The sequence below is a fragment of the Streptomyces sp. NBC_00075 genome (assembly GCF_045041225.1).
Classification (GTDB): Bacteria; Actinomycetota; Actinomycetes; order Streptomycetales; family Streptomycetaceae; genus Streptomyces; species Streptomyces adonidis.
Genome location: NZ_CP108243.1, coordinates 8,792,893 through 8,812,534 on the forward strand (window position 1 = coordinate 8,792,893; position 19,642 = coordinate 8,812,534).

The 19,642-nt window shown below is 71.6% G+C and carries 21 protein-coding genes and 1 riboswitch; of the genes, 12 read left to right on the forward strand and 9 right to left on the reverse strand.

Going from position 1 to position 19,642, the window contains the following annotated elements:
• Positions 1 to 96: 96 nt before the first annotated feature.
• Positions 97 to 239, reverse strand: a riboswitch (cobalamin riboswitch).
• A gap of 90 nt (positions 240 to 329) precedes the next feature.
• From OG787_RS38555 to OG787_RS38565, 3 genes are all read right to left on the reverse strand, one after another.
• The gene (locus OG787_RS38555) at positions 330 to 551 is read right to left on the reverse strand and encodes a hypothetical protein (RefSeq protein ID WP_369033777.1); all 222 of its coding nucleotides are present in this window, start codon (positions 549 to 551) and stop codon (positions 330 to 332) included.
• Between the two features lie 43 nt (positions 552 to 594).
• On the reverse strand, positions 595 to 1,839 hold the full coding sequence (locus tag OG787_RS38560) for an anion permease (RefSeq protein ID WP_405538352.1): 1,245 nt from the start codon (positions 1,837 to 1,839) through the stop codon (positions 595 to 597).
• Between the two features lie 183 nt (positions 1,840 to 2,022).
• The gene (locus OG787_RS38565; RefSeq protein WP_405538353.1) at positions 2,023 to 2,796 is read right to left on the reverse strand and encodes a lysozyme; all 774 of its coding nucleotides are present in this window, start codon (positions 2,794 to 2,796) and stop codon (positions 2,023 to 2,025) included.
• Positions 2,797 to 2,991: 195 nt separating this feature from the next.
• On the opposite strand from OG787_RS38565, the gene OG787_RS38570 reads away from it, so the two are divergent.
• From OG787_RS38570 to OG787_RS38580, 3 genes are all read left to right on the forward strand, one after another.
• On the forward strand, positions 2,992 to 3,729 hold the full coding sequence (locus tag OG787_RS38570; RefSeq protein WP_405538355.1) for a class II aldolase/adducin family protein: 738 nt from the start codon (positions 2,992 to 2,994) through the stop codon (positions 3,727 to 3,729).
• 184 nt (positions 3,730 to 3,913) lie between these two features.
• The gene (locus OG787_RS38575; protein WP_369033773.1) at positions 3,914 to 5,050 is read left to right on the forward strand and encodes an alpha/beta hydrolase; all 1,137 of its coding nucleotides are present in this window, start codon (positions 3,914 to 3,916) and stop codon (positions 5,048 to 5,050) included.
• 254 nt (positions 5,051 to 5,304) lie between these two features.
• Positions 5,305 to 6,711: a hypothetical protein gene (locus OG787_RS38580; RefSeq protein ID WP_369033772.1), complete on the forward strand. Its 1,407-nt coding sequence runs from the start codon at positions 5,305 to 5,307 to the stop codon at positions 6,709 to 6,711.
• Between the two features lie 173 nt (positions 6,712 to 6,884).
• Here OG787_RS38580 and OG787_RS38585 read toward each other — a convergent pair whose 3' ends face one another.
• Entirely contained in the window at positions 6,885 to 7,298 is a 414-nt protein-coding gene (locus OG787_RS38585) for a VOC family protein (RefSeq protein WP_369033771.1), read from the reverse strand.
• A gap of 265 nt (positions 7,299 to 7,563) precedes the next feature.
• Between OG787_RS38585 and OG787_RS38590 the strand changes: the two genes are divergently transcribed.
• The 9 genes from OG787_RS38590 to amaP all read left to right on the forward strand — a co-directional run bounded on the left by OG787_RS38590 (position 7,564) and on the right by amaP (position 14,671).
• Positions 7,564 to 9,162: an ABC-F family ATP-binding cassette domain-containing protein gene (locus OG787_RS38590; protein WP_369033770.1), complete on the forward strand. Its 1,599-nt coding sequence runs from the start codon at positions 7,564 to 7,566 to the stop codon at positions 9,160 to 9,162.
• A gap of 353 nt (positions 9,163 to 9,515) precedes the next feature.
• Entirely contained in the window at positions 9,516 to 9,737 is a 222-nt protein-coding gene (locus OG787_RS38595; RefSeq protein ID WP_006123601.1) for a helix-turn-helix domain-containing protein, read from the forward strand.
• Positions 9,738 to 9,859: 122 nt separating this feature from the next.
• A complete protein-coding gene (locus OG787_RS38600; protein WP_405538356.1) occupies positions 9,860 to 10,666 on the forward strand; it encodes an enoyl-CoA hydratase/isomerase family protein in 807 nt (268 codons plus the stop codon).
• A 339-nt stretch (positions 10,667 to 11,005) separates the two neighbouring features.
• Complete coding sequence (locus OG787_RS38605; protein WP_405538357.1) at positions 11,006 to 12,103, forward strand: pyridoxal-phosphate dependent enzyme; 1,098 nt, start codon at positions 11,006 to 11,008, stop codon at positions 12,101 to 12,103.
• A gap of 140 nt (positions 12,104 to 12,243) precedes the next feature.
• On the forward strand, positions 12,244 to 12,744 hold the full coding sequence (locus tag OG787_RS38610; protein ID WP_369033767.1) for an Asp23/Gls24 family envelope stress response protein: 501 nt from the start codon (positions 12,244 to 12,246) through the stop codon (positions 12,742 to 12,744).
• A gap of 53 nt (positions 12,745 to 12,797) precedes the next feature.
• Entirely contained in the window at positions 12,798 to 12,983 is a 186-nt protein-coding gene (locus OG787_RS38615; protein WP_369033766.1) for a hypothetical protein, read from the forward strand.
• 54 nt (positions 12,984 to 13,037) lie between these two features.
• Positions 13,038 to 13,388 (forward strand): Asp23/Gls24 family envelope stress response protein, encoded by a 351-nt coding sequence (locus tag OG787_RS38620; RefSeq protein WP_405540714.1) that lies wholly within the window; start codon positions 13,038 to 13,040, stop codon positions 13,386 to 13,388.
• Positions 13,385 to 14,086 carry a DUF6286 domain-containing protein gene (locus tag OG787_RS38625; RefSeq protein WP_405538359.1) on the forward strand — a complete coding sequence of 234 codons (702 nt, stop codon included), beginning with the start codon at positions 13,385 to 13,387 and terminating at the stop codon, positions 14,084 to 14,086. Before OG787_RS38620 ends, OG787_RS38625 begins: the two co-directional genes overlap by 4 nt.
• Positions 14,087 to 14,092: 6 nt before the next feature.
• Positions 14,093 to 14,671, forward strand: coding sequence for an alkaline shock response membrane anchor protein AmaP (gene amaP, locus OG787_RS38630; RefSeq protein WP_405538360.1), 579 nt, complete (start codon positions 14,093 to 14,095; stop codon positions 14,669 to 14,671).
• Between the two features lie 81 nt (positions 14,672 to 14,752).
• Here amaP and OG787_RS38635 read toward each other — a convergent pair whose 3' ends face one another.
• The 5 genes from OG787_RS38635 to OG787_RS38655 all read right to left on the reverse strand — a co-directional run bounded on the left by OG787_RS38635 (position 14,753) and on the right by OG787_RS38655 (position 19,594).
• Positions 14,753 to 15,508, reverse strand: coding sequence for an SDR family oxidoreductase (locus OG787_RS38635; protein WP_369033763.1), 756 nt, complete (start codon positions 15,506 to 15,508; stop codon positions 14,753 to 14,755).
• A gap of 5 nt (positions 15,509 to 15,513) precedes the next feature.
• Positions 15,514 to 17,364: a glycoside hydrolase family 15 protein gene (locus OG787_RS38640; protein ID WP_405538362.1), complete on the reverse strand. Its 1,851-nt coding sequence runs from the start codon at positions 17,362 to 17,364 to the stop codon at positions 15,514 to 15,516.
• 44 nt (positions 17,365 to 17,408) lie between these two features.
• Positions 17,409 to 18,221 carry an SURF1 family protein gene (locus OG787_RS38645; RefSeq protein ID WP_405538363.1) on the reverse strand — a complete coding sequence of 271 codons (813 nt, stop codon included), beginning with the start codon at positions 18,219 to 18,221 and terminating at the stop codon, positions 17,409 to 17,411.
• 55 nt (positions 18,222 to 18,276) lie between these two features.
• Positions 18,277 to 18,510, reverse strand: coding sequence for a hypothetical protein (locus tag OG787_RS38650; protein ID WP_369033760.1), 234 nt, complete (start codon positions 18,508 to 18,510; stop codon positions 18,277 to 18,279).
• Between the two features lie 79 nt (positions 18,511 to 18,589).
• Positions 18,590 to 19,594, reverse strand: a complete 1,005-nt coding sequence (locus OG787_RS38655; RefSeq protein ID WP_405538364.1) for a DEDDh family exonuclease — start codon at positions 19,592 to 19,594, stop codon at positions 18,590 to 18,592.
• Between the last annotated feature and the right edge of the window lie 48 nt (positions 19,595 to 19,642).

The following is a 19,642-nucleotide window of genomic DNA, read 5'->3' on the forward strand; positions in this document are numbered from 1 at the left end:
CTCAGCCGGCCGTGGGGTCGGGAAACGACCTCGTGCTGTACCTCGAACGGCAGGCGAGCATGGCGATATGTCCTCACTCAGGGTGTCCACGCCCTGGTTCGACGAGACCGACGGCGAGAGTTCCTGGCTCCCGGGGTTACCTACCCCGGTGACAGTGGCGGGACCGCGCCGGATTCACACCGGCTTCCTCTTCTGCCGCCGTACATGGCTCCGGCAGTCCACCACGGGCCCGGAACACCCGTCAACTTGCCGTTGACCTGGAAAGGAGGACTGTGCTGAGCCCCACACCGCCGACGCGACGGCGGTGCGGGAACACGCTTTTTCGGCCCTCAGGCCACGATCAGATAGATCCCGTATGCCACAACTGCCGCGCAGGCGGCAAAACATGCGTAAGCCCCTGTGACGGCGAGCCCGGCCGACTCCCCCTGTGTCGCCGCCCGTTCGCGCATCGAGAGCCCGACGATGCCCAGGGTGAACACACCCACCATGGCCACGGTGATGACGAGGCTGACGCCGAAGACGGAACCGAGGGCGGCCCAGTCGATCTTCATGTTGCTTCCTTCTGCTTCCTTCTTGCTCGGACCGGGGCTGGGCTCAGAGGGCCGTTGCCGACGGCTTCGCCGTGGCCTCGGCCGGGCTGGGGATGGTGGCCGTGAGGTCGTCGGTCACGGTGCCCGCCGGGGGAGGGGTCACGGCGGCGATGGCCGTGGTCACGACGCCCGCGGGCTCCTCGCTCTCGGCATCGTTGACGTTCGTGTGGTCGATCACCTCGCGGCGCGACACGACCCAGATCGCCGCGCTCGAAGCGACCAGGAAGACGGCCACCAGTGCCGTACCCCAGTCCCCGAAGCCGGTCACCCACTCCGCCACCGCACCGACCAGCGCCGCCGCGGGCAGGGTCAGGCCCCAGGCCACGAACATGCGGGTCGCCGTCGACCAGCGGACCACGCCGCCCTTGCGGCCGAGGCCCGCGCCCATCACCGAGCCCGACACCGAGTGGGTGGTGGAGAGGGAGAAGCCGAGGTGGGAGGAGGCCAGGATGACCGTCGCCGCGCTGGTCTGGGCGGCGAAGCCCTGCTGGGGCTGGAGGTCGGTCAGGCCCTTGCCCATCGTGCGGATGATGCGCCAGCCGCCGAGGTACGTGCCGAGCGCGATGGCCAGGCCCGCGGAGAGGATGACCCACACCGGCGGGTCCGAGTCGGGGGCGACGGCGCCACCGGCGACCAGGGCGAGGGTGATGATGCCCATCGTCTTCTGCGCGTCGTTCGTGCCGTGGGCCAGCGACACCAGGCCCGCGGAGGCGATCTGGCCGGCCCGGAAGCCCTTCTCCGCCGCCTTGCCCTCGGCGTGGCCGACGCTGAGCCGGTACGACAGCCGGGTCGCCAGCATGGCCGCGATGCCCGCCACGATGGGGGCGGCGATCGCCGGGATCAGCACCTTCGTCACCAGGACGTCGCCGTGGACCGCGCCCGCGCCCGCCGAGGCGATGGTCGCGCCGATCAGGCCGCCCATCAGGGCGTGCGAGGAGCTGGAGGGCAGGCCCACCAGCCAGGTCAGCAGGTTCCAGAGGATCGCGCCGACCAGCGCGGCGAAGATCACCTCGGGACGGATGCCGCTCTCGTCGACGAGGCCCTTGGAAATCGTGTTGGCGACCTCCACGGAGAGGAAGGCGCCCACGAGGTTGAGGACGGCGGACATGGCCACCGCGACCTTGGGCTTCAGTGCGCCGGTCGAGATGGTGGTGGCCATCGCGTTGGCGGTGTCGTGGAAACCGTTCGTGAAATCGAACGCGAGCGCGGTGACGACCACGATCGCGAGGATCAGCGAGAAGCTTTCCATTTACCCATTACCCAGATTTCTTCGGGACGTCAGTGGCTGGTGGACCGTAAGCAATCTGGATGAACGGAAGATGAACTGGCGGCAGATGGAGGGTGACCTTGCGCGAGGCGCCGTCCCTCCGGCTGGGCCGGACGGACGGCGCCTCGTACTCGGATGCCTGTCGGGAGCTTGTCGGGCCCCGCCTCACGCCCCCTTCGCGAACCGCTTGAGCTGGGCCGATGTCCCGTTGAAGAGATTCTGGTCACCCGGCAGCGTGCCGCTGTTGTCGTACTGCCAGAACGTCCAGAGTTTCCAGCCGCCGGACGGCAGCGCCCCGGCGTCGGCCGCGTTGTAGCGGGCCAGCCACAGGGCGTGCTTCGAGGTGAAGACAGGGCTGCTGTTCGTGCAGTTGTTCCACCAGTGGGCGGTCGTGTAGATCACCGGGCGGCGGCCGGTGAGCCGGTTGACCTCGTTGCTGAAGGCCGTGATCCAGCTCGCCATCTTCGCCTTGCTCAGGCCGTAGCACTTCTTCTTGCCGTACGGGTTGTACTCGATGTCGAGCGCGGGCGGCAGCGTCCAGCCGTCCGCGCGCCAGGCCCCGCCGTTGCGGATGAAGTGCCGGGCCTGGGTGATGCCGGACGACTTGTCCGGCAGCGCGAAGTGGTAGGCGCCGCGGATCAGGCCCGCGGCCCGTGAGCCGTTGTACTGCTGGCCGAAGTACGGGTTGCGGTACGTGTGGGACTCGGTCGCCTTGACGTACACGAAGGTGGCGCCCTTCGCCTTCGCGGACTGCCAGTCGACGTTCTTCTGGTGCGACGAGACGTCGTGCCCCTTGGGCTTCGCGGCCGCCGAGACCGGAACCTCGGTCAGGACGGTTCCCCCGATGGCGAGCGCCGCCGCGGTGGCCGCGAGGGCGCGGGAGCGGCGGCGTAATGGTGTGCGACGGACAGGCTGGAACGGCTTGGGATCGCGGGCCATGTGTCCCCCCGGAATGGCTGCGTACGGAAAATCTCCCAGAGGCTACTGGAAGATCGACAAATCGCCATCGGACTCCGGCCAAAGCGCGCCCACGCGCCGATGCGTGCCCATATGCGCCCTTACGGTCAACGGAGTTCGGACCTACAGTGCCCTCACCCGGCGGCGGCCCGGGACCGCGCCTGGCAGGATCACGGCATGGCCGATCAGCGACGGGACGGGCGTGACGTGCGGGGCAGTGCACAGGAGACGGGTACGGCGGAGGGGCGGGCCGTGCCCGACGAGACGGCGCGCGCCTGGGCCGCGCTCGTCGCGACGGCCCGCCGCACGGTGGCCGACGGACTGGTCGTCGGCACCTCCGGCAATGTCTCCGTACGGGTCGGTGACACCGTCCTGGTCACCCCGTCCGGCGTTCCGTACGAACGGCTCGTCCCCGCCGACATCGTCGGCGTCGACCTGACCGGCCGCCAGGTACTCGGCACCCTCACCCCGACGAGCGAACTGCCCATGCATCTCGCCGTCTACCGCGCCACCGGGGCCCGCGCGATCGTCCACACCCACGCCGTCCACGCGACGGCCGTCTCGACGCTCGTCCGAGAGGTGCCGCTGATCCACTACATGGCGGCCGATCTCGGCGGCCCCGTCCGAGTCGCCCCGTATGCGACCTACGGCACCGAAGAGTTGGCCGAGAACACGCTCCAGGCCCTGACCGACCGCACCGCCTGCCTCCTCCAGAACCACGGCACGGTCGCGTACGGCGACACCCTCGACCAGGCGTACGACCGCACCGCCCAACTGGAGTGGATGTGCCGCGTCTGGCTGACGGCCTCCGCCCTGCCCGGCCTCTCCCCGACCCTCCTGACGGAGACCCAGGTGAACGAGGCGGGGAAGCGGCTCAGGGGGTACGGACAGCCCTCGCGGCCGTCCGGCGCTTGATCTTTCAGCCCGTCCGGCGTTTGAGGACGAGCGCGTTCAGCGCGACAAGGGGGGGCTGGGGGCGCAGCCCCCAGGAACGGGATGGGACGGGTAGGGGCGGCGGGGGCGAAGAAACCGCCCACGCGCCTCCACCCGCCCCGTCCTCCCGCTGGCCCCCGGAGGGCTCCACCCCGAGACTGGACCCGTGCGCCCAGTCACCGCGACGGCCGCTGCCGTCACCGCAGCCCTGGCGGCCGGCGCCGCCAGCGTCGCCGCAGGCCGCTACGCCAGCGACGCCGCGCTCAAGGCGCCGCCGGGCAAACCCCTGCCCACCGAACCCCGGCTCACCGTGCACTCCACCGCGGCCGGCCGCGTCACCCTCACCCGCGCCCTGGCCTCCCAGCGCCCCGGCACCTACGGCCTCGCCGGCGACGGCTCCCACGCGGTCGTCGGCGCCGTCCTGAACCACGCGGCCCACTCCGCCGACACCGTCGTACGCCGCCTCGAACGGGTCTCCCACGGCTCCCTGGAACCCCGCGACAAGGTCTGGCTCACCCCGAACGTGCACGTCGGCGACCCCGGCACCGCCCTCGGACTCGACCACCACGACATCGAGATCCCCGGCGAACTCGGCGCCCTGCCCGCGTGGTTCGTACCCGGGGTGCGCACCACCTGGGTGATCACCGTGCACGGTCTCGGCGCCACCCGCGAGCACCCCCTGAACGTCCTGCCGTTCCTGCACCGCCAGCGCTTCCCGGTCATCGACCTCGCCTACCGGGGCGACCCGGGCGCTCCCCGGCCCCAGGACGGCCTGGGCCACCTCGGCGAGACCGAGTGGCGCGACCTCGACGCGGCCATGCGGCACGCCCTGAGCCACGGCGCCGAGCACGTCGTCCTGTACGGCTGGTCCACCGGCGCCACCATGGCCCTGCGCGCCGCCGCCCACTCCGCGCTGCGCGACCGGGTCTCCGGGCTGGTCCTGGACTCGCCGGTGCTCAGCTGGGAGACCACCCTGCGCGCCCTCGCCACGGCCCGCCGCACCCCGGGCGCGCTGCTGCCCCTGGCGGTGCGCGCCGCCCAGGGCCGGACCGGGCTGCACGGTGGCCCTTATGGACCCGCCGCCGAGGCCGCCGACCCCGCCCGGCTCACCGTCCCGACCCTGATCCTGCACGGCCCCGCCGACACGATCGCCCCCTGGACCCCCTCCCGGCGCCTCGCGGCCCGCCGCCCCGACCTGATCACCCTGCACCCGGTCCAGCACGCCCCGCACGGCGCGATGTGGAACGCGGACCCGGCGACGTACGAGGAAGCCCTGCGCCGTTTTCTCACCCCGCTGATGTAGCCGACGCGGCCCGAGCGGGCGATCCGGTTGCCGAGGTGGAGGGTGGCTCCGACCGTCGTCCGCTCGCGAAAACACCTGGTCCGCAGCGCCTCGCCCATGCGCCGCCCGATCGCGGACCTCCTTCCGTTTAATGCCGGACCACTGGCTTGAACACCCCCCTCGGCCCCTGCCCGAACCCCCTCCCTTGGCCAGCCCTGTGGCCCGCCGTGACATTCCGTTTGGGTTTTCGGACCGTCAACCGGAAGACTGCACCCGTGACGTCCCGTATCCCGCGCGACTCCAGGCTTCGACTCGTCCGCCCGCGACCCCTGGCCGCCGCCCCACGAGCGATGAACCAGCGGCGCTCGCGCCGCCCCGCACCACGTCCGCCCGAGGGCACACCGGCGCCGTCGGAACTGGCCCGAATGGCTCGTTCCGGTCTGGCCGGCGCGGCCCGCGTCGCCCGCTGGGCCGACCCCGCCCTGCGGCCCGGCCATGACGGCGAGGCCTCCGACGGCAGGGGCACCCTGTCCGACGCCACCGCCGAACGGGCCGCCGCCGAACTGGGGTTGACCCCGGATCAGGTCCGCCACGACTGGGACACCGCCCGGCTCGCCGGCCTCGTCGAGGTGCACGGCGACACCGCGCGCCCCGGCTGGCGACTGCGTGCCTGGAACCGTGACGACAGCGCCGTACTGCGCGGCTGGGTCGCCCTCTTCGACGCCTGGTCGCTGGCCCACCCGGAGGCCGCCGACCACGAGCCCGCCGCCGTCGCCGAGGTCGTCTCCGCGATGCCCCAGGTGCTCTCCTTCCTCCAGCTGTCCGCAGGGCCCGTCCCCATGGAGCAGCTCCTCGACCTACTGGAGCAGCGGGTCACGGAACTGCGCACCGAGCGCTGCGAGATCCCGTACGGCCCCCAGCCCGAGCCGCTGCCGCAGCAGCCGGAGGCCGGCGCCGTCGACACCCCGCTCGCCCCCCTCCTCGACTGGGCGCTGCACGCCCTGGCCTCCGTCGGCGCCCTCACCTACGGCGACGGCCATGCCACGCTGACCCCGCTCGGCAGCTGGGCGGTGTGGGTCAAGCTGGAGCAGATCTGCGTCGCCGCGCAGAGCCCGGCCGGCAACATCGAGCAGAACGCCGAGGACATGCTGCGCGGCTGCTCCCAGCTGCGCCCCAACGCGGCCCGCGCCGAGTACCGCGCCTGGCTCGCCGCCCGCCCCGTCGGCAGCGCCGTCGCCGAACTCCTCGACGCCGCCCGGGGCGAGGACGCCCTGCTGCGCGGTCTCGCCTTCGAGGCGCTCCGCGTGGTCGGCGGCCCCGCCGAGCCGGATGTGCGTGCCGTCGCGGAGAAGACCCCGCTGCGGCCTTACGCCCTGCTGTGGCTGGCCGAGCACGACGGGATCGACCCGGAGGACGCCCACGAGGTGCTCACCCGCGAGGAGGCCACCTGGATGTGGGTCGACACCGCCGCGGCCGTCGCCGACCACGGAGAGGCACCGCTGCTCGTACGGCACCTGGAGTCCGCGGTGCAGCCCACCATCCCCGCGCTCCTCGACGAGGTCCGCGCGGTCGGCCACCCCCGCACCGTCCAGGTCCTGGTCGCCCTGGCCGCCGCCCACCCCGACCCGGCCCTCGCCAAGGCCGTACGCCGGGCCGCCTTCCAGGTGCACACGGGAGGCTGAAGGCTCCGCCGGCTGTGCGGTTCGGCTTGCCGCGGGCCGGTACAGCCCGGCCGCGCCCTCCGGTGGAGCCACGCACGCCACGGCCGCCCGCCCTCTCGCGGGCCGCGGTGGTGCACCGGGCTTCCACGAGGCCGCTCAGCCCTACCGCCCGGCGGCCTCGGGAAGGGACGGGATCAGGCCTGTATCTCGGGCGCGTACGTCCCGAAGCTCCAGATGTTGCCCTCGGTGTCGCGGGCCATGTAGTCGCGCGAGCCGTAGTCCTGGTCCGTCGGGGGCATCAGGATCTCCGCGCCGTGCTCCACGGCCTGCTGGTGGTGTGCGTCGACGTCGTCCACGACGACGTACACCCCGCACGGGCCCGCGCCCTTCATCGCCGTGTCGAAGACACTGCCGGTGCCCTTCGAGCCGAGCATCACCGCGCCGTTGCCCTGCACCAGCTCGGCGTGCAGCACCTTGCCGTCCTCCCCCTCGTACACCGACGCCTCGGTGAAGCCGAAGGCCTCCGTGAGCTGCTTGATCGCCGCCTTCGCGTCCGCGTACACCAGCGTCGGATAGATGCTGGGACGCCCGCCGCCCGCGCCTGCCATGCCCATCACTCCCTCGCACCGGAACCGGAGACCGGGAAGCCGGAAACCGGAAAAATCGTCTGCGCCCAGTCTGGCACCGACCACTGACAACGCCCCGTCGGGAAGCCCACGGGGAAGATCGCTCCCGGCTCGAACACCAGAACGCAGGAAAAGTGCTTGCACGACCCCGTTAGACTGGCCCCCATGGCCTGTCTCCTCGCGCATTAGACGGCGGGAACGCCCTCAGCCGTCCACCCCGCCAACAACCCTGCCCTGGAGTCTGTCCGTGATCTCCGCCTCCGGTATCGAGCTGCGCGCCGGCGCCCGTGTCCTCATCGAGTCCGCCACCTTCCGTGTCGCCAAGGGCGACCGCATCGGCCTGGTCGGCCGCAACGGCGCCGGCAAGACCACCCTCACCAAGGTCCTGGCCGGCGAGGGACAGCCCGCCGGCGGCACCGTCACCCGCTCCGGCGAGGTCGGCTACCTCCCGCAGGACCCCCGCACCGGCGACCTGGACGTGCTCGCCAGCGACCGCATCCTCTCCGCCCGCGGCCTGGACGTCCTGATCCGCAAGATGCGGGAGAACGAGCAGCGCATCGCCAACGGCAGCGGCGCCACCCGCGAGAAGGCCCTCAGGCAGTACGAGCGCCAGGAGACGGAGTTCCTCACCAAGGGCGGATACTCCGCCGAGGCCGAGGCCGCCACCATCGCCGCCGCGCTGAGCCTGCCCGACCGCGTGCTCGGCCAGCCGCTCCATACGCTCTCCGGCGGTCAGCGCCGCCGTATCGAGCTGGCCCGCATCCTGTTCTCCGACGCGGACACGCTTCTGCTCGACGAGCCCACGAACCACCTCGACGCCGACTCGATCGTCTGGCTGCGCGACTACCTGAAGACGTACCGCGGCGGCTTCATCGTGATCTCCCACGACGCCGACCTCGTCGAGACGGTCGTGAACAAGGTGTTCTATCTGGACGCCAACCGCTCCCAGATCGACGTCTACAACATGGGCTGGAAGCTCTACCAGCAGCAGCGCGAGGCCGACGAGAAGCGCCGCAAGCGCGAGCGGCAGAACGCCGAGAAGAAGGCCGCCGCCCTGCACTCGCAGGCCGACAAGATGCGCGCCAAGGCCACCAAGACGGTCGCCGCGCAGAACATGGCCAAGCGGGCCGACCGGCTGCTCGCCGGGCTCGACGCGGTCCGGGTCTCCGACAAGGTCGCCAAACTGCGCTTCCCGGAGCCCTCGCCCTGCGGCAAGACCCCGCTCATGGCGGAGGGCCTGTCGAAGTCGTACGGCTCACTGGAGATCTTCACCGACGTCGACCTGGCCATCGACAAGGGCTCCAGGGTCGTCATCCTCGGCCTGAACGGCGCCGGCAAGACGACCCTCCTGCGGCTCCTCGGCGGCGCCGAGAAGCCCGACACCGGCGAGGTCATCGAGGGCCACGGCCTCAAGCTCGGCTACTACGCGCAGGAGCACGAGACCCTCGACCCCGAGCGCACGGTCCTGGAGAACATGCGCTCCGCCAACCCCGACCTGGACCTGGTCGAGGTCCGCAAGACGCTCGGCTCGTTCCTGTTCTCCGGCGACGACGTCGACAAGCCCGCCGGCGTCCTCTCCGGCGGCGAGAAGACCCGCCTCGCGCTCGCGACCCTCGTGGTCTCCTCCGCGAACGTGCTGCTCCTCGACGAGCCGACGAACAACCTCGACCCGGCCAGCCGCGAGGAGATCCTCGGCGCGCTGCGCACGTACAAGGGCGCCGTCGTCCTCGTCACCCACGACGAGGGCGCCGTCGAGGCCCTCCAGCCGGAGCGGATCATCCTGCTCCCGGACGGTGTCGAGGACCTCTGGGGAGCCGACTACGCGGACCTGGTGGCCCTCGCCTGACGGGCACGGTCATGTGATCGAATCGCTGATCCACTCCATCTGGATCATTCGGCCGATCCGTGATCCATCATCTGTGTGAGATCTCCTCATACCGAGGTGTGTCCTACATCCATTTCACGGCCGGGCCCTTCATCGGCAAGGGCCCGGCCGTCGCACGTTCCTGACCAGGCAATTCGCGAAACAACTCGTTCGGCCGTACGGACAACGCGCTCCGGAATTACTAATTCCGCTTGTGGGGATGCGCTCCTGTCGTCAAAACCTTGCCTCACGGACCTTGCCGAATGGGTGGCCATGAGGCGCTCGAGGGGTGATCATGAGAGGAACCAGAGCGCACTTCCCATGAGGAGGCACGGGTGGCCGAGACTCTGAAGAAGGGCAGCCGGGTAACCGGCGCCGCGCGCGACAAGCTCGCGGCAGACCTGAAGAAGAAGTACGACTCCGGTGCGAGCATTCGAGCGCTGGCCGAGGAAACCGGTCGCTCGTATGGCTTCGTACACCGGATGCTCAGCGAGTCGGGCGTCACGCTCCGTGGGCGGGGCGGGGCGACCAGGGGCAAGAAGGCCGCTTCGGCCTGACCCCGGCGACTCGTCGGCTTCGATGGTGGCCACCCGGTCGGTCGGCTGACCGGCCGGGTGGTTACTGTGCAGTCACTTAGCTCTACTCGGCTCTGCTGACCGCACACATCGGAGGCGCCCCCATGGCTTCGCCCGAAAAGGACCCCCTCGGTCCCGTACTCGACAAGGACGGCGTCCGGCTCACCGTCGACGACTCGATCGCCACGGTGACGCTGACCAACCCGGCCAAGCGCAACGCCCAAAGTCCTGCTCTGTGGCGGGCGTTGGCGGAGGCCGGGCGGTCACTGCCGGGCACCGTGCGCGTCGTCGTGCTGCGTGCCGAGGGCAAGTCGTTCTCGGCCGGACTCGACCGACAGGCGTTCACGCCCGAGGGGTTCGACGGCGAGCCGTCGTTCATCGATCTGGCGCGCAGCGACGACGCCACGCTCGACGGCACCATCGCCGAGTACCAGGAGGGTTTCACCTGGTGGCGGCGGAGCGACCTCGTGTCCATCGCCGTCGTGCAGGGGCATGCCGTCGGCGCGGGCTTCCAACTCGCGCTCGCCTGTGACCTGCGCGTCGTCGCCGACGACGTGCAGTTCGCCATGCGCGAGACCAGCCTGGGCCTGGTCCCCGACCTGACGGGCACCCATCCGCTCGTCGGCCTGGTCGGCTACGCCCGCGCCCTGGAGATCTGCGCGACCGGCCGCTTCGTCGCGGCCGAGGAGGCCGTGAACACGGGCCTCGCCAACATCGCCGTACCGGCCGAGCGGCTCGACGACGCCGTACGCGATCTGTCGACCGCGCTGCTCGCCGCACCCCGCGACGCCCTCATCGAGACGAAGGCGCTGCTGCGCGGCGTCCAGGGCCGGATGTACGACGAACAGCGCACCGCCGAGCGCGCCGCCCAGGCACGCCGGCTGCGCGACCTGGCAGGCGTCGGCGACTGAGCCTCCGGCACGCGCGCAGGTGAGGGCCATCACCGGGCCGCCGCGGCATCCGCGCTGCTGAGCCTTCGGCCCGCGCGCGGGTGGGGGGTGGGACATGTCGCCGGTGCCGAGGACGCCGGTCGAACCCCTCACCCGCGCGCGGGTGAGGGGAGGCTCGGCGCATCGGCCCCCACAACCAGGGTCGACTGTCCTCCCGCGCGCGGGTGAGGGGAGGGGTTCTGCCCGTCGGCGGTGGCTCCTCACCCGCGTGTCCGCGGCAGCGGGGTGTCGCCCGCGCTCGCCGTGCCCTGGCCGTGGAAGCGGCCCGCGAGATGGCTGTACCGCACTACCGTCGGCACGGTGACCGTCGCCCAGAACCCCGCCCTGCGCTCCCTCGTCTGCCTCCGCTGCGGCGCCCGCCACCGCGTGGCGGACCTCCCGCGCGGCTGCCCGGCCTGTCTCGCGGGCGGTACTCCCGCCAACGTGGCGTGCGTGTACGAACCCGCCAAGGGCGCGTCCGGCGTACAACTGCCGTACACCGTGCCCTTCACCCTCGGTGAGGGCCGGACCCCGCTGCTGCGCGCCGACAACGACCTGGACGTCGATCTGCGGCTCAAGTGGGAGGGCGCCAACCCGACCGGCTCGCACAAGGACCGCTTCAGCGCGCTCGCCGTCGCCCGCGCCCTGCACGCCGGCTACCGGGCCGTCGCCGCGGCCTCCTCCGGCAACGCGGGCGTGTCCCTGGCCGCCTACTGCGGACGCGCCGGGCTCGGCTGCGAGATCGCCGTCACGGACGACATCCCCGAGCGCGTCGCCACGCTGATGCGTGACCTCGGCGCCCATGTCGTCTCCTTCCCCCGGGCGGCGGCACGGTGGCGGCATCTCGCCGCGCACGTGGGCTCGCCTACCGTGCTGCCGGTCACCAACTTCCAGCTGCCGCCGGTCGGCAGCAGCGCGTTCGGCATCGAGGGCTACAAGACGCTCGCCGCCGAGATCCTCACCGATCTCGCGGGCGCCTGGCCGGACTGGGTGGTCGTCCCGACCTCGCGCGGGGATCTGGCCTGGGGCATGTATCTGGGCTTCCGCGAGGTGTGCGGGGAGCGTCCGGTGCCCCGGCTGTGCCTGGTCGAGCCGTACCCGAGGGTGTCGGCCGTCCTCGACGGCGCCGATCCGCACGGCGACTTCCCGGGCGCGACCGCCGTGATGCCGTCCCTCGGGGGCAACTCCGTGGCGCTCCAGGCGGTGGAGGCCGTACGGCGTTCCGGCGGGCGGGCGCAGGTGGTGGACGACGACACGGTGACCGCCGAGACCCACCGGCTGTGGCGCACAGGACTGCCACTCGAACCGAGCAGCGCGGCGGCCCTGGTGGCGGTCGCCGACGCCCGCGTCTCCGGAGCGATCGAACCCGGCTCACTGGTGGTGGCGGTCGCGACGGCCCACGGCCTCAAGGGAATGTGACCGGCGCCGGAGCACTGCCCGGACCCGCCCCTTCGGCCCGCGCCCCCGCACGCGTCGCCTGCCTGCCGCATCCCCGGCGCGCGTCCGTCGGACCCCGCCTACTGTGGATGGTGGAGGACGACCGAAAGGGATGTACGGCTATGACCGACACGACCCCACGGAAACGGCCGGAGCAGCCCGGGAGCGAGGGCGACGGCCCGACGCCCACCCAGCTCCGTAAGACGAACGTCACCAAACGCGGCGGCGGCGACCCCGCCGACCGGGGACGCACCACGATCGCCGACGGAGTCGTCGAGAAGATCGCCGGGCTCGCCGCCCGGGACGTCCTCGGCGTGCACGCCATGGGCAGCGGCTTCTCCCGGACCTTCGGCGCGGTCCGCGACCGGGTGCCCGGCGGCGGCTCGAAATCCGTCACCCGAGGAGTGAAGGCCGAGGTCGGCGAGGTGCAGACCGCCCTCGACCTGGAGATCGTCGTCGAGTACGGCGTCTCGATCGGCGATGTCGCCCGGGCCGTACGCGAGAACGTCATCGCGGCCGTCGAGCGCATGACCGGCCTCGAAGTCGTCGAGGTCAACATCGCGGTGACCGACGTGAAGCTGCCAGAGGAAGAGGAAGAAGAGTCCGAGCTCCGTCTGCAATGACGGATTCGGGGCATCGGCAAAAGGACCGGGAAGGAACCGGGAAGGCAGGCAGCATGAGCATCGCCGTCATCGGCATGATCGCCGGAATGGCGCTGGGATTCGCCGGATACTTCGGCGGCTTCGGCGCGTTTCTGCTGGTGGCCGCCCTGGGCGCCCTCGGCTTCGTCGTCGGCCGGTTCCTGGAGGGCGACCTGGACCTCGGCGACTTCTTCCGCACCCGTAACGACAAACGGCGGTGAGGTCCTGTGACCGAGGAGCAGCCCGGGCAGCCACGTACGCCCGGTACGGCCACGATGGCGGTGCCGCCGGGCGAACGCGGCGCCACCCGGATCGCCGACCGGGTCGTCGCGAAGATCGCCACACAGGCGGCCCGTGAGGCACTGGCCGGGCTGCCCCCGGACGCGGTACCGCCGCACGCCACGGTCGTGGTCCACCACGACAGGGCCCGCGTCCGCGTGAGCCTCGAACTCCCGTACCCCTCCGACATCGGTGACCAGTGCGCGACGGTGCGTCGTCGGGTCGCTTCGCGGGTAGAGGCATTGGCGGGAATGGAGGTGCCGGAGGTCGCCGTCGAGATCGAGCGGCTGCACCTGGCACAGACACACGGCGTGACACCGGGGAAGGCACAGGGGAGGACGCGATGAGCGAGCCCCAGGGCTCCGACGGCTCGGACAGCACCCAGCGACTGCCGGTACTGGAGAAAGAGAGCGACCCGGCGGCCGACACCACCGGACTGGGCCAGTCCTCGTCCGCCGCCGCCTACGACCCCCTGCCCACCCTCGCCGACGGGGAGGACAGGAACGGCCGCTTCTGGTCGGCGCGCAGAGTCCCCGCGACAGTCCTCGCACTGCTCCTGCTCGTCGGCGCGGGCGCGTTCCTCTACGACATCACCGCGGTACGGGCCGACCGCCCGGCCATGAGCTGGCGGAAATCGCTGGCCAGGCAGCTCGCGGAACGCCCCCTCGACGACACCTGGGTCCTGGTCGGCGCCGGGATCGCCGTCGCCCTCGGCGCCTGGCTGCTGATCCTCGCCGTCACGCCGGGCCTGCGCGGTGTCCTGCCGATGCGGCGCACCCACGTGGACGTCCGGGCCGGCCTGCACCGGGCCGCCGCCGCGATGGTGCTGCGCGACCGGGCCATGGAGGTGTCCGGCGTGCAGTCGGTCCAGGTCCGGATGACCCGCACGAAAGCCGACGTCCGCGCGGTCTCCCACTTCCGCGAGCTCGACGACGTACGGGCCGATCTGGACGACGTGCTCGCCGACGCGATCAGGGGCCTCGGCCTGTCCCGGCCGCCCGCCCTGTCGGTGCATGTCGGCCGCCCCGGCCGGAAGAAGGGGTGAGGACGGATGCAGCGCATCGTCAACCGAGTCCTGCTGGGGCTGGCGGGCCTGGCCCTGATGGTGACCGGCGGCTCGGTCCTCGCGATCGGCCTCGGCGGCAGCTGGCCGACCTGGTGGATCCACGACGACAAGAAGGACGTCCTGCTGAGCACCGCGGAACGCACCCACTACCGGGACGCCGGCTGGTGGTGGCCGACGGTACTCGCGATCCTGGCCGCGTTGGTCCTGCTGTCCCTGTGGTGGCTGGCCGCGGTCCTGCGCCGACGCCGCCTGAACGAGGTCCTGGTCGACACGGGCGACGGCGAGGGCGCCCTCCTGCGAGGCCGCGCCATGGAGAGCGCGGTGGCGGGGGAGGCGGCCCGCCTGGAGGGCGTGGAACGCGCCCAGGTGACCCTGACGGGCCGCCGCACGTCCCCCGGGGCCCGAGTCCAACTCCTCCTCCAGCCCCACGCGTCCCCAGGCGACGCGGTGGTCCGCCTCACAGCCGAGGCTCTGACAAACGCCCGAGACTCGGCAGGCCTCAAGTCACTCCCCACAGAGGTGGATCTGCGGGCGGTGAAGCACCGCGCGGAGAGGGTCAACTAGCAATCAGGGGACGCGGGAATTCCCTAGGGGCGCGAGGAACTGCGCGACCAGCCCCCACGCACCCGCAGTCAACAACGGCGCTCAAAACCCGTGCCGCATACCCCCGTCGACAGGCACCATGACCCCAGTCAAATAGCTCGCCGCAGGCGAGAGCAAAAACGCGGCGGCACGCCCGAACTCCTCCGGCCTCCCATACCGCCGCAAGGGAATCCGCGACTCATTGGCGACCCGAGTCGCCTCGGGGTCAGCCGACAACCCGTCCAGCTCGCGCACGCGATCCGTATCGATCCGCGCCGGCAGCAACCCCACCACCCGAATCCCCCGAGGCCCCACCTCGTCCGCGAGCGACTTCGCGAACCCCGCAAGCCCGGGCCGCAGCCCATTGGAGATGGTCAGCCCGGGAATCGGCTCGTGCACCGACCCCGACAGCACGAACCCCACGACCCCACCCGCCTCCAACTCCGCCACCGCCGCGCGAGCGAGCCGCACCGCGCCCAGGAACACGGACTCGAACGCGGCCACCCACTGCTCGTCCGTGCTGTCGGCGACGAATCCGGGCGGAGGCCCGCCCACGCTGACGAGAATGCCGTCGAACCGCCCGAAGTGCTCACGGGCCACCGCGACGAGCCGCTCCGCGACCTCCGGGTCGGAGTTGTCGGCGGCGACCCCCACCACGCCGGGGCCCAGCGCAGCCGCCGCCTCCGTGACCGTCTTCTCGTCCCGCCCGGTGATGACCACCTTCGCGCCGTCGGCGACCAGCTCGCGCGCGGCGGCGTTGCCCAGTCCACGGGTGGCTCCGGTGACGACGTACACCCGGTCCTTCAGTCCAAGATCCATGGTCCCTATCCTGCCCGGTCCCCGCCGTACAGGGCGAGGGCCGTGTTGACGAGGCCGATGTGGCTGAACGCCTGCGGGAAGTTGCCGAGCTGCCGGCCGGCGACCGGGTCGTACTCCTCCGCGAGCAGCCCCACGTCGTTGGTGAGGCCGACCAACCGTTCGAACAGAGAACGTGCCTCCTCCGTACGGCCGATCATGTGCAGCGCGTCCGCCAGCCAGAACGAGCAGGCCAGGAAGACACCCTCGTCACCGGGCAGCCCGTCGACCACGGGACCTTCCGTGCTGTAGCGGCGTACGAATCCGCTGTGCCCCAGCTCGTCGCGGACGGCGTCGACGGTCCCGACGATCCTCGGGTCGTCCGGCGGCAGGAAGCCGACGCGGGGCAGGAGCAGGACGGCGGCGTCGAGTTCGCGGGAGCCGTAGAACTGGGTGAACGTGTTGCGCTCCGGGTCGTACCCGCGTTCGCACACCTCCTGGTGGACCTCGTCGCGCATGGCCCGCCAGCCGTCGATGTCGCCGTCGGTGAGCTTCGGGTTGAGTTCGAGCTGACGCACCGCGCGGTCGGCGGCCACCCACGCCATCACCTTCGAGTGCACGAAGTGCCGGCGCGGCCCGCGCACCTCCCACAGCCCCTCGTCGGGCTGCCGCCAGGTCTTCCGCAGGAACTCCATGAGCGCGACCTGCACCCGCCACATGTGCGGCTTGGACGGCAGCCCCGAACGCCGGGCCAGCGCCAGCGAGTCGATGACCTCGCCGTACACGTCGAGCTGGAGCTGGCGTACGGCCGCGTTGCCGATCCGTACCGGGGCCGAGCCGCCGAACCCGGGCAGCCAGCCCAGCTCGAACTCGGGCAGCCTGCGCTCACCGGCGAGCCCGTACATGATCTGGAGGTCCGCCGGGTCGCCCGCGACCGCGCGCAGCAGCCAGTCGCGCCAGCACTCGGCCTCCTCGTGATAGCCCACCGACAGCAGCGCGTTCAGGGTGAGCGTGGAGTCCCGCAGCCAGCAGTAGCGGTAGTCCCAGTTGCGTACGCCGCCCAGCTCCTCGGGGAGCGAGGTGGTGGGGGCGGCGACGATGCCGCCGGTCGGCGCGTACGTCAGCGCCTTCAAGGTGATCAGCGAGCGTACGACGGCGTCCCGGTGCGGCCCGTCGTACGTACACCGTGCCGACCAGGCCTCCCAGTCGGCGACGGCCGTGTCCAGTGCCTCGTACGGGTCGACGAACGGCGGATGCTCCTCGTGCGAGGGATGCCAGGTCAGCACGAACGCGACCCGCTCGCCCTCCGAGACCGTGAACTCCGAGTACGTGGTGAAGTCCCGCCCCCAGGTGCGCACCCCTTCCTCGGTGCGCAGCCACACCGCGTCCGGCCCGGCGACGGCCACCCGGTGCCCGTCCTTCCGGCGCATCCACGGCACGATCGACCCGTAGTCGAAGCGCAGCCGCAGTGTGGAGCGGACGGTCACCTCGCCGCGTACGCCCTCGACGATCCGTACGAGATCGGGGGCGACGTCGCGCTGCGGCATCAGGTCGGTGACGCGGACCGCGCCCTCGTCGGTCTCCCATTCGGTGTCGAGGACGAGGGTGCCCGGCCGATAGGCGCGCCGGACGCACCGGTCGGCGCCCTCGGGGGCGATCCGCCAGTGTCCGTTGCGTTCGTCGCCGAGCAGTGCGGCGAAACAGGCGCCCGAGTCGAAGCGGGGCAGACAGAGCCAGTCGACGCTGCCGTCCATGCCGACGAGCGCGGCGGTCTGGTGGTCGCCGACGAGGGCGTAGTCCTCGATGCGAGGGATGTGGGGATCGCGGTGGTTCCGGTGAGGGTGCACGTCGGGCGGGTTCCCTGCACAGGGCATGCGCATTCGGGCGTGAAGGCCCCGTCCCTCGCCGAGAGCCCTCGATTACGTCACACGGCGGCGGGCTCGCCGTCCGGCGACTCCTGTGCCTCACGCGCCGCCGACTCGGCCGCGGCCTCCGTCAGGTCCCGGCGTTCCCGGCGCACCAGGATCACCCAGCCCAGGGGGACGGCGGCGGAGAACAGCCACCACTGGATGGCGTAGGCGTAGTTCAGCGCGGCGTTCTCGTTGCCCGGCTTGCCGAGCAGTTCGGGCGTGTCGCCCTTCGGCTCGGGTGTCGTCAGCACGATGTAGCCGCCGAGCACCTCGGCGCCCAGGCGCCGGGCCTCCTGCTCGCTGTTGATCAGCATGATCTGGCGGTCCGGCAGGCCCTTGAGGTCCTTGATGCCGCTCGCCTTGGTCGTCTCGGCGGGCATCAGCCGTCCGGTGACGGTGATCTCGCCCTTCGGGGGCGCCGGGATGCTGGGGAACGCGGTCTGGCTCGGGCCGTCCGCGGGGATCCAGCCCCGGTTGACCAGCAGGACCTTGCCGTCGTCGAGGACGAAGGGGGTCAGGACGTGGTAGCCGACCTCGTCGTCGGAGTTGGTGCGGCGCCGGACGACGACCTCGTCGTCGGTGTCGAACCGGCCTTTCGCGCTCACCGAGTGGTACCGCTCGCCGGTGGTGACGGTGTGTCCGGGGGAGGTCAGCTTCTCCACGGCCACCGGGTCGGCGGACAGCGCGTCGGCGACCAGCTGGTTGCGGGCGGTGCGCTCTTCGTAGCGGTGCATCTGCCAGATGCCCAGCCTGATCATCGTGGGGATGAGGAGGAGGGCGACCAGCGTGAGGATCACCCACTGCCGGGACAAGAGGAAGCGGTACACCCCACTGACGGTACAACTCGCCCGTGGGGTGCATCGAGGGGGGTACGGACTCGGCTCAGACTTTGTCGATGATCCCCACCCTTCCCTCCGCGCGGGCGCAGTGCGCCCCGCAGTACCAGTGGCCGTCGGCCTCCACGCCCTGCCCGATGATCTGGACACGGCAGTGCTCGCAGATGGGTGCCATGCGGTGGATCGCGCAGGAGAAGCAGTCGAAGACGTGCACCGCACCCTGCGCGTGCACCTCGAAGGTCATGCCGTAACTGTTGCCGCAGACTTCACAGGTCGCCATGCGCCACAGGGTGGGCCGTCGGTGGCGCCCGAGCGAGACCGTGCCGGGCGAGTCGGGCGCCAATCACCCGTCCGTACGGTCATCCCTCCGCCGCCGGTTCCACATCCCGCAGCAGCTGACCGAAGGCCGCCTCGTCGACGACCGGGGTGCCGTACTGCCGGGCCTTGACCACCTTCGAGGTCATGGAGTCGGGGTCGTTGGTGACGAGCAGGCTGGTCAGCCGGGACAGGCTCGTCGCGACATGCAGGCCCGCCTCGACTGCCCGGTCCTCCAGCAGGTCCCGCTCGACCGAGGTGTCCCCGGAGAACGCCACCCGCATGCCCTGCTTCAGCGGCCTGCCGTCCTCGTAGCGCCCCGGATTGGGGTACGGACACGCGGGCCGCTTGCGGGACGGCCGCCAACTGGTCGGCTGGTAGCCGCCGTAGCCCCCGGAGGCCTGCCGTCCGATCTGGGGCCGCGCGGCACCGGCCGTGGAGGCCGACCACTCCGTCAGTGGCCGGCACTCCAGCAGCGGCAGCCGTACGCCGCCCCGGGCAGCCGCGTGCAGACTGGGCCGGAACGCCTCGGCGAGCACGCGCGCGTCGTCCAGGGCGTGGTGGGCGCGCTGCTGGACGACCCCGTAGTGCGCGGCCAGCGTCTCCAGCTTGTGGTTGGGCAGCGGCAGCCCCAGCTCCTTGGAGAGCGCGATCGTGCACAGCCGCTGACGCACCGGAGCCTCGCGCTCCGCGCGCGCGTACTCCCGGGCGATCATCGACCAGTCGAAGACCGCGTTGTGCGCGACGAGCACACGGTCGGCGAGCCGGGACGCGAACTCCTCGGCGATCTCGACGAAGAGGGGCGCTCCCTCCAGCACGTCACTCGTCAACCCGTGGATCCACACCGGCCCGGGGTCCCGCTCCGGGTTGACGGTCGTGTACCAGTGGTCCTCGACCTCACCGCGCGCGTCGAGCCGGTAGACGGCTGCGGAGATTATCCGGTCGTCCCGGGACAGACCGGTGGTCTCGACGTCAACGACCGCGTATCCCTGGGGATATGCGGGCGGCCACGGTACGGGGGACGGCGTCGGCGTCAGGTCTTCGAGCATGGTCCCAGAGAATACGGGCCGCGACTGACACTCCGTCGGCCGCCCGGT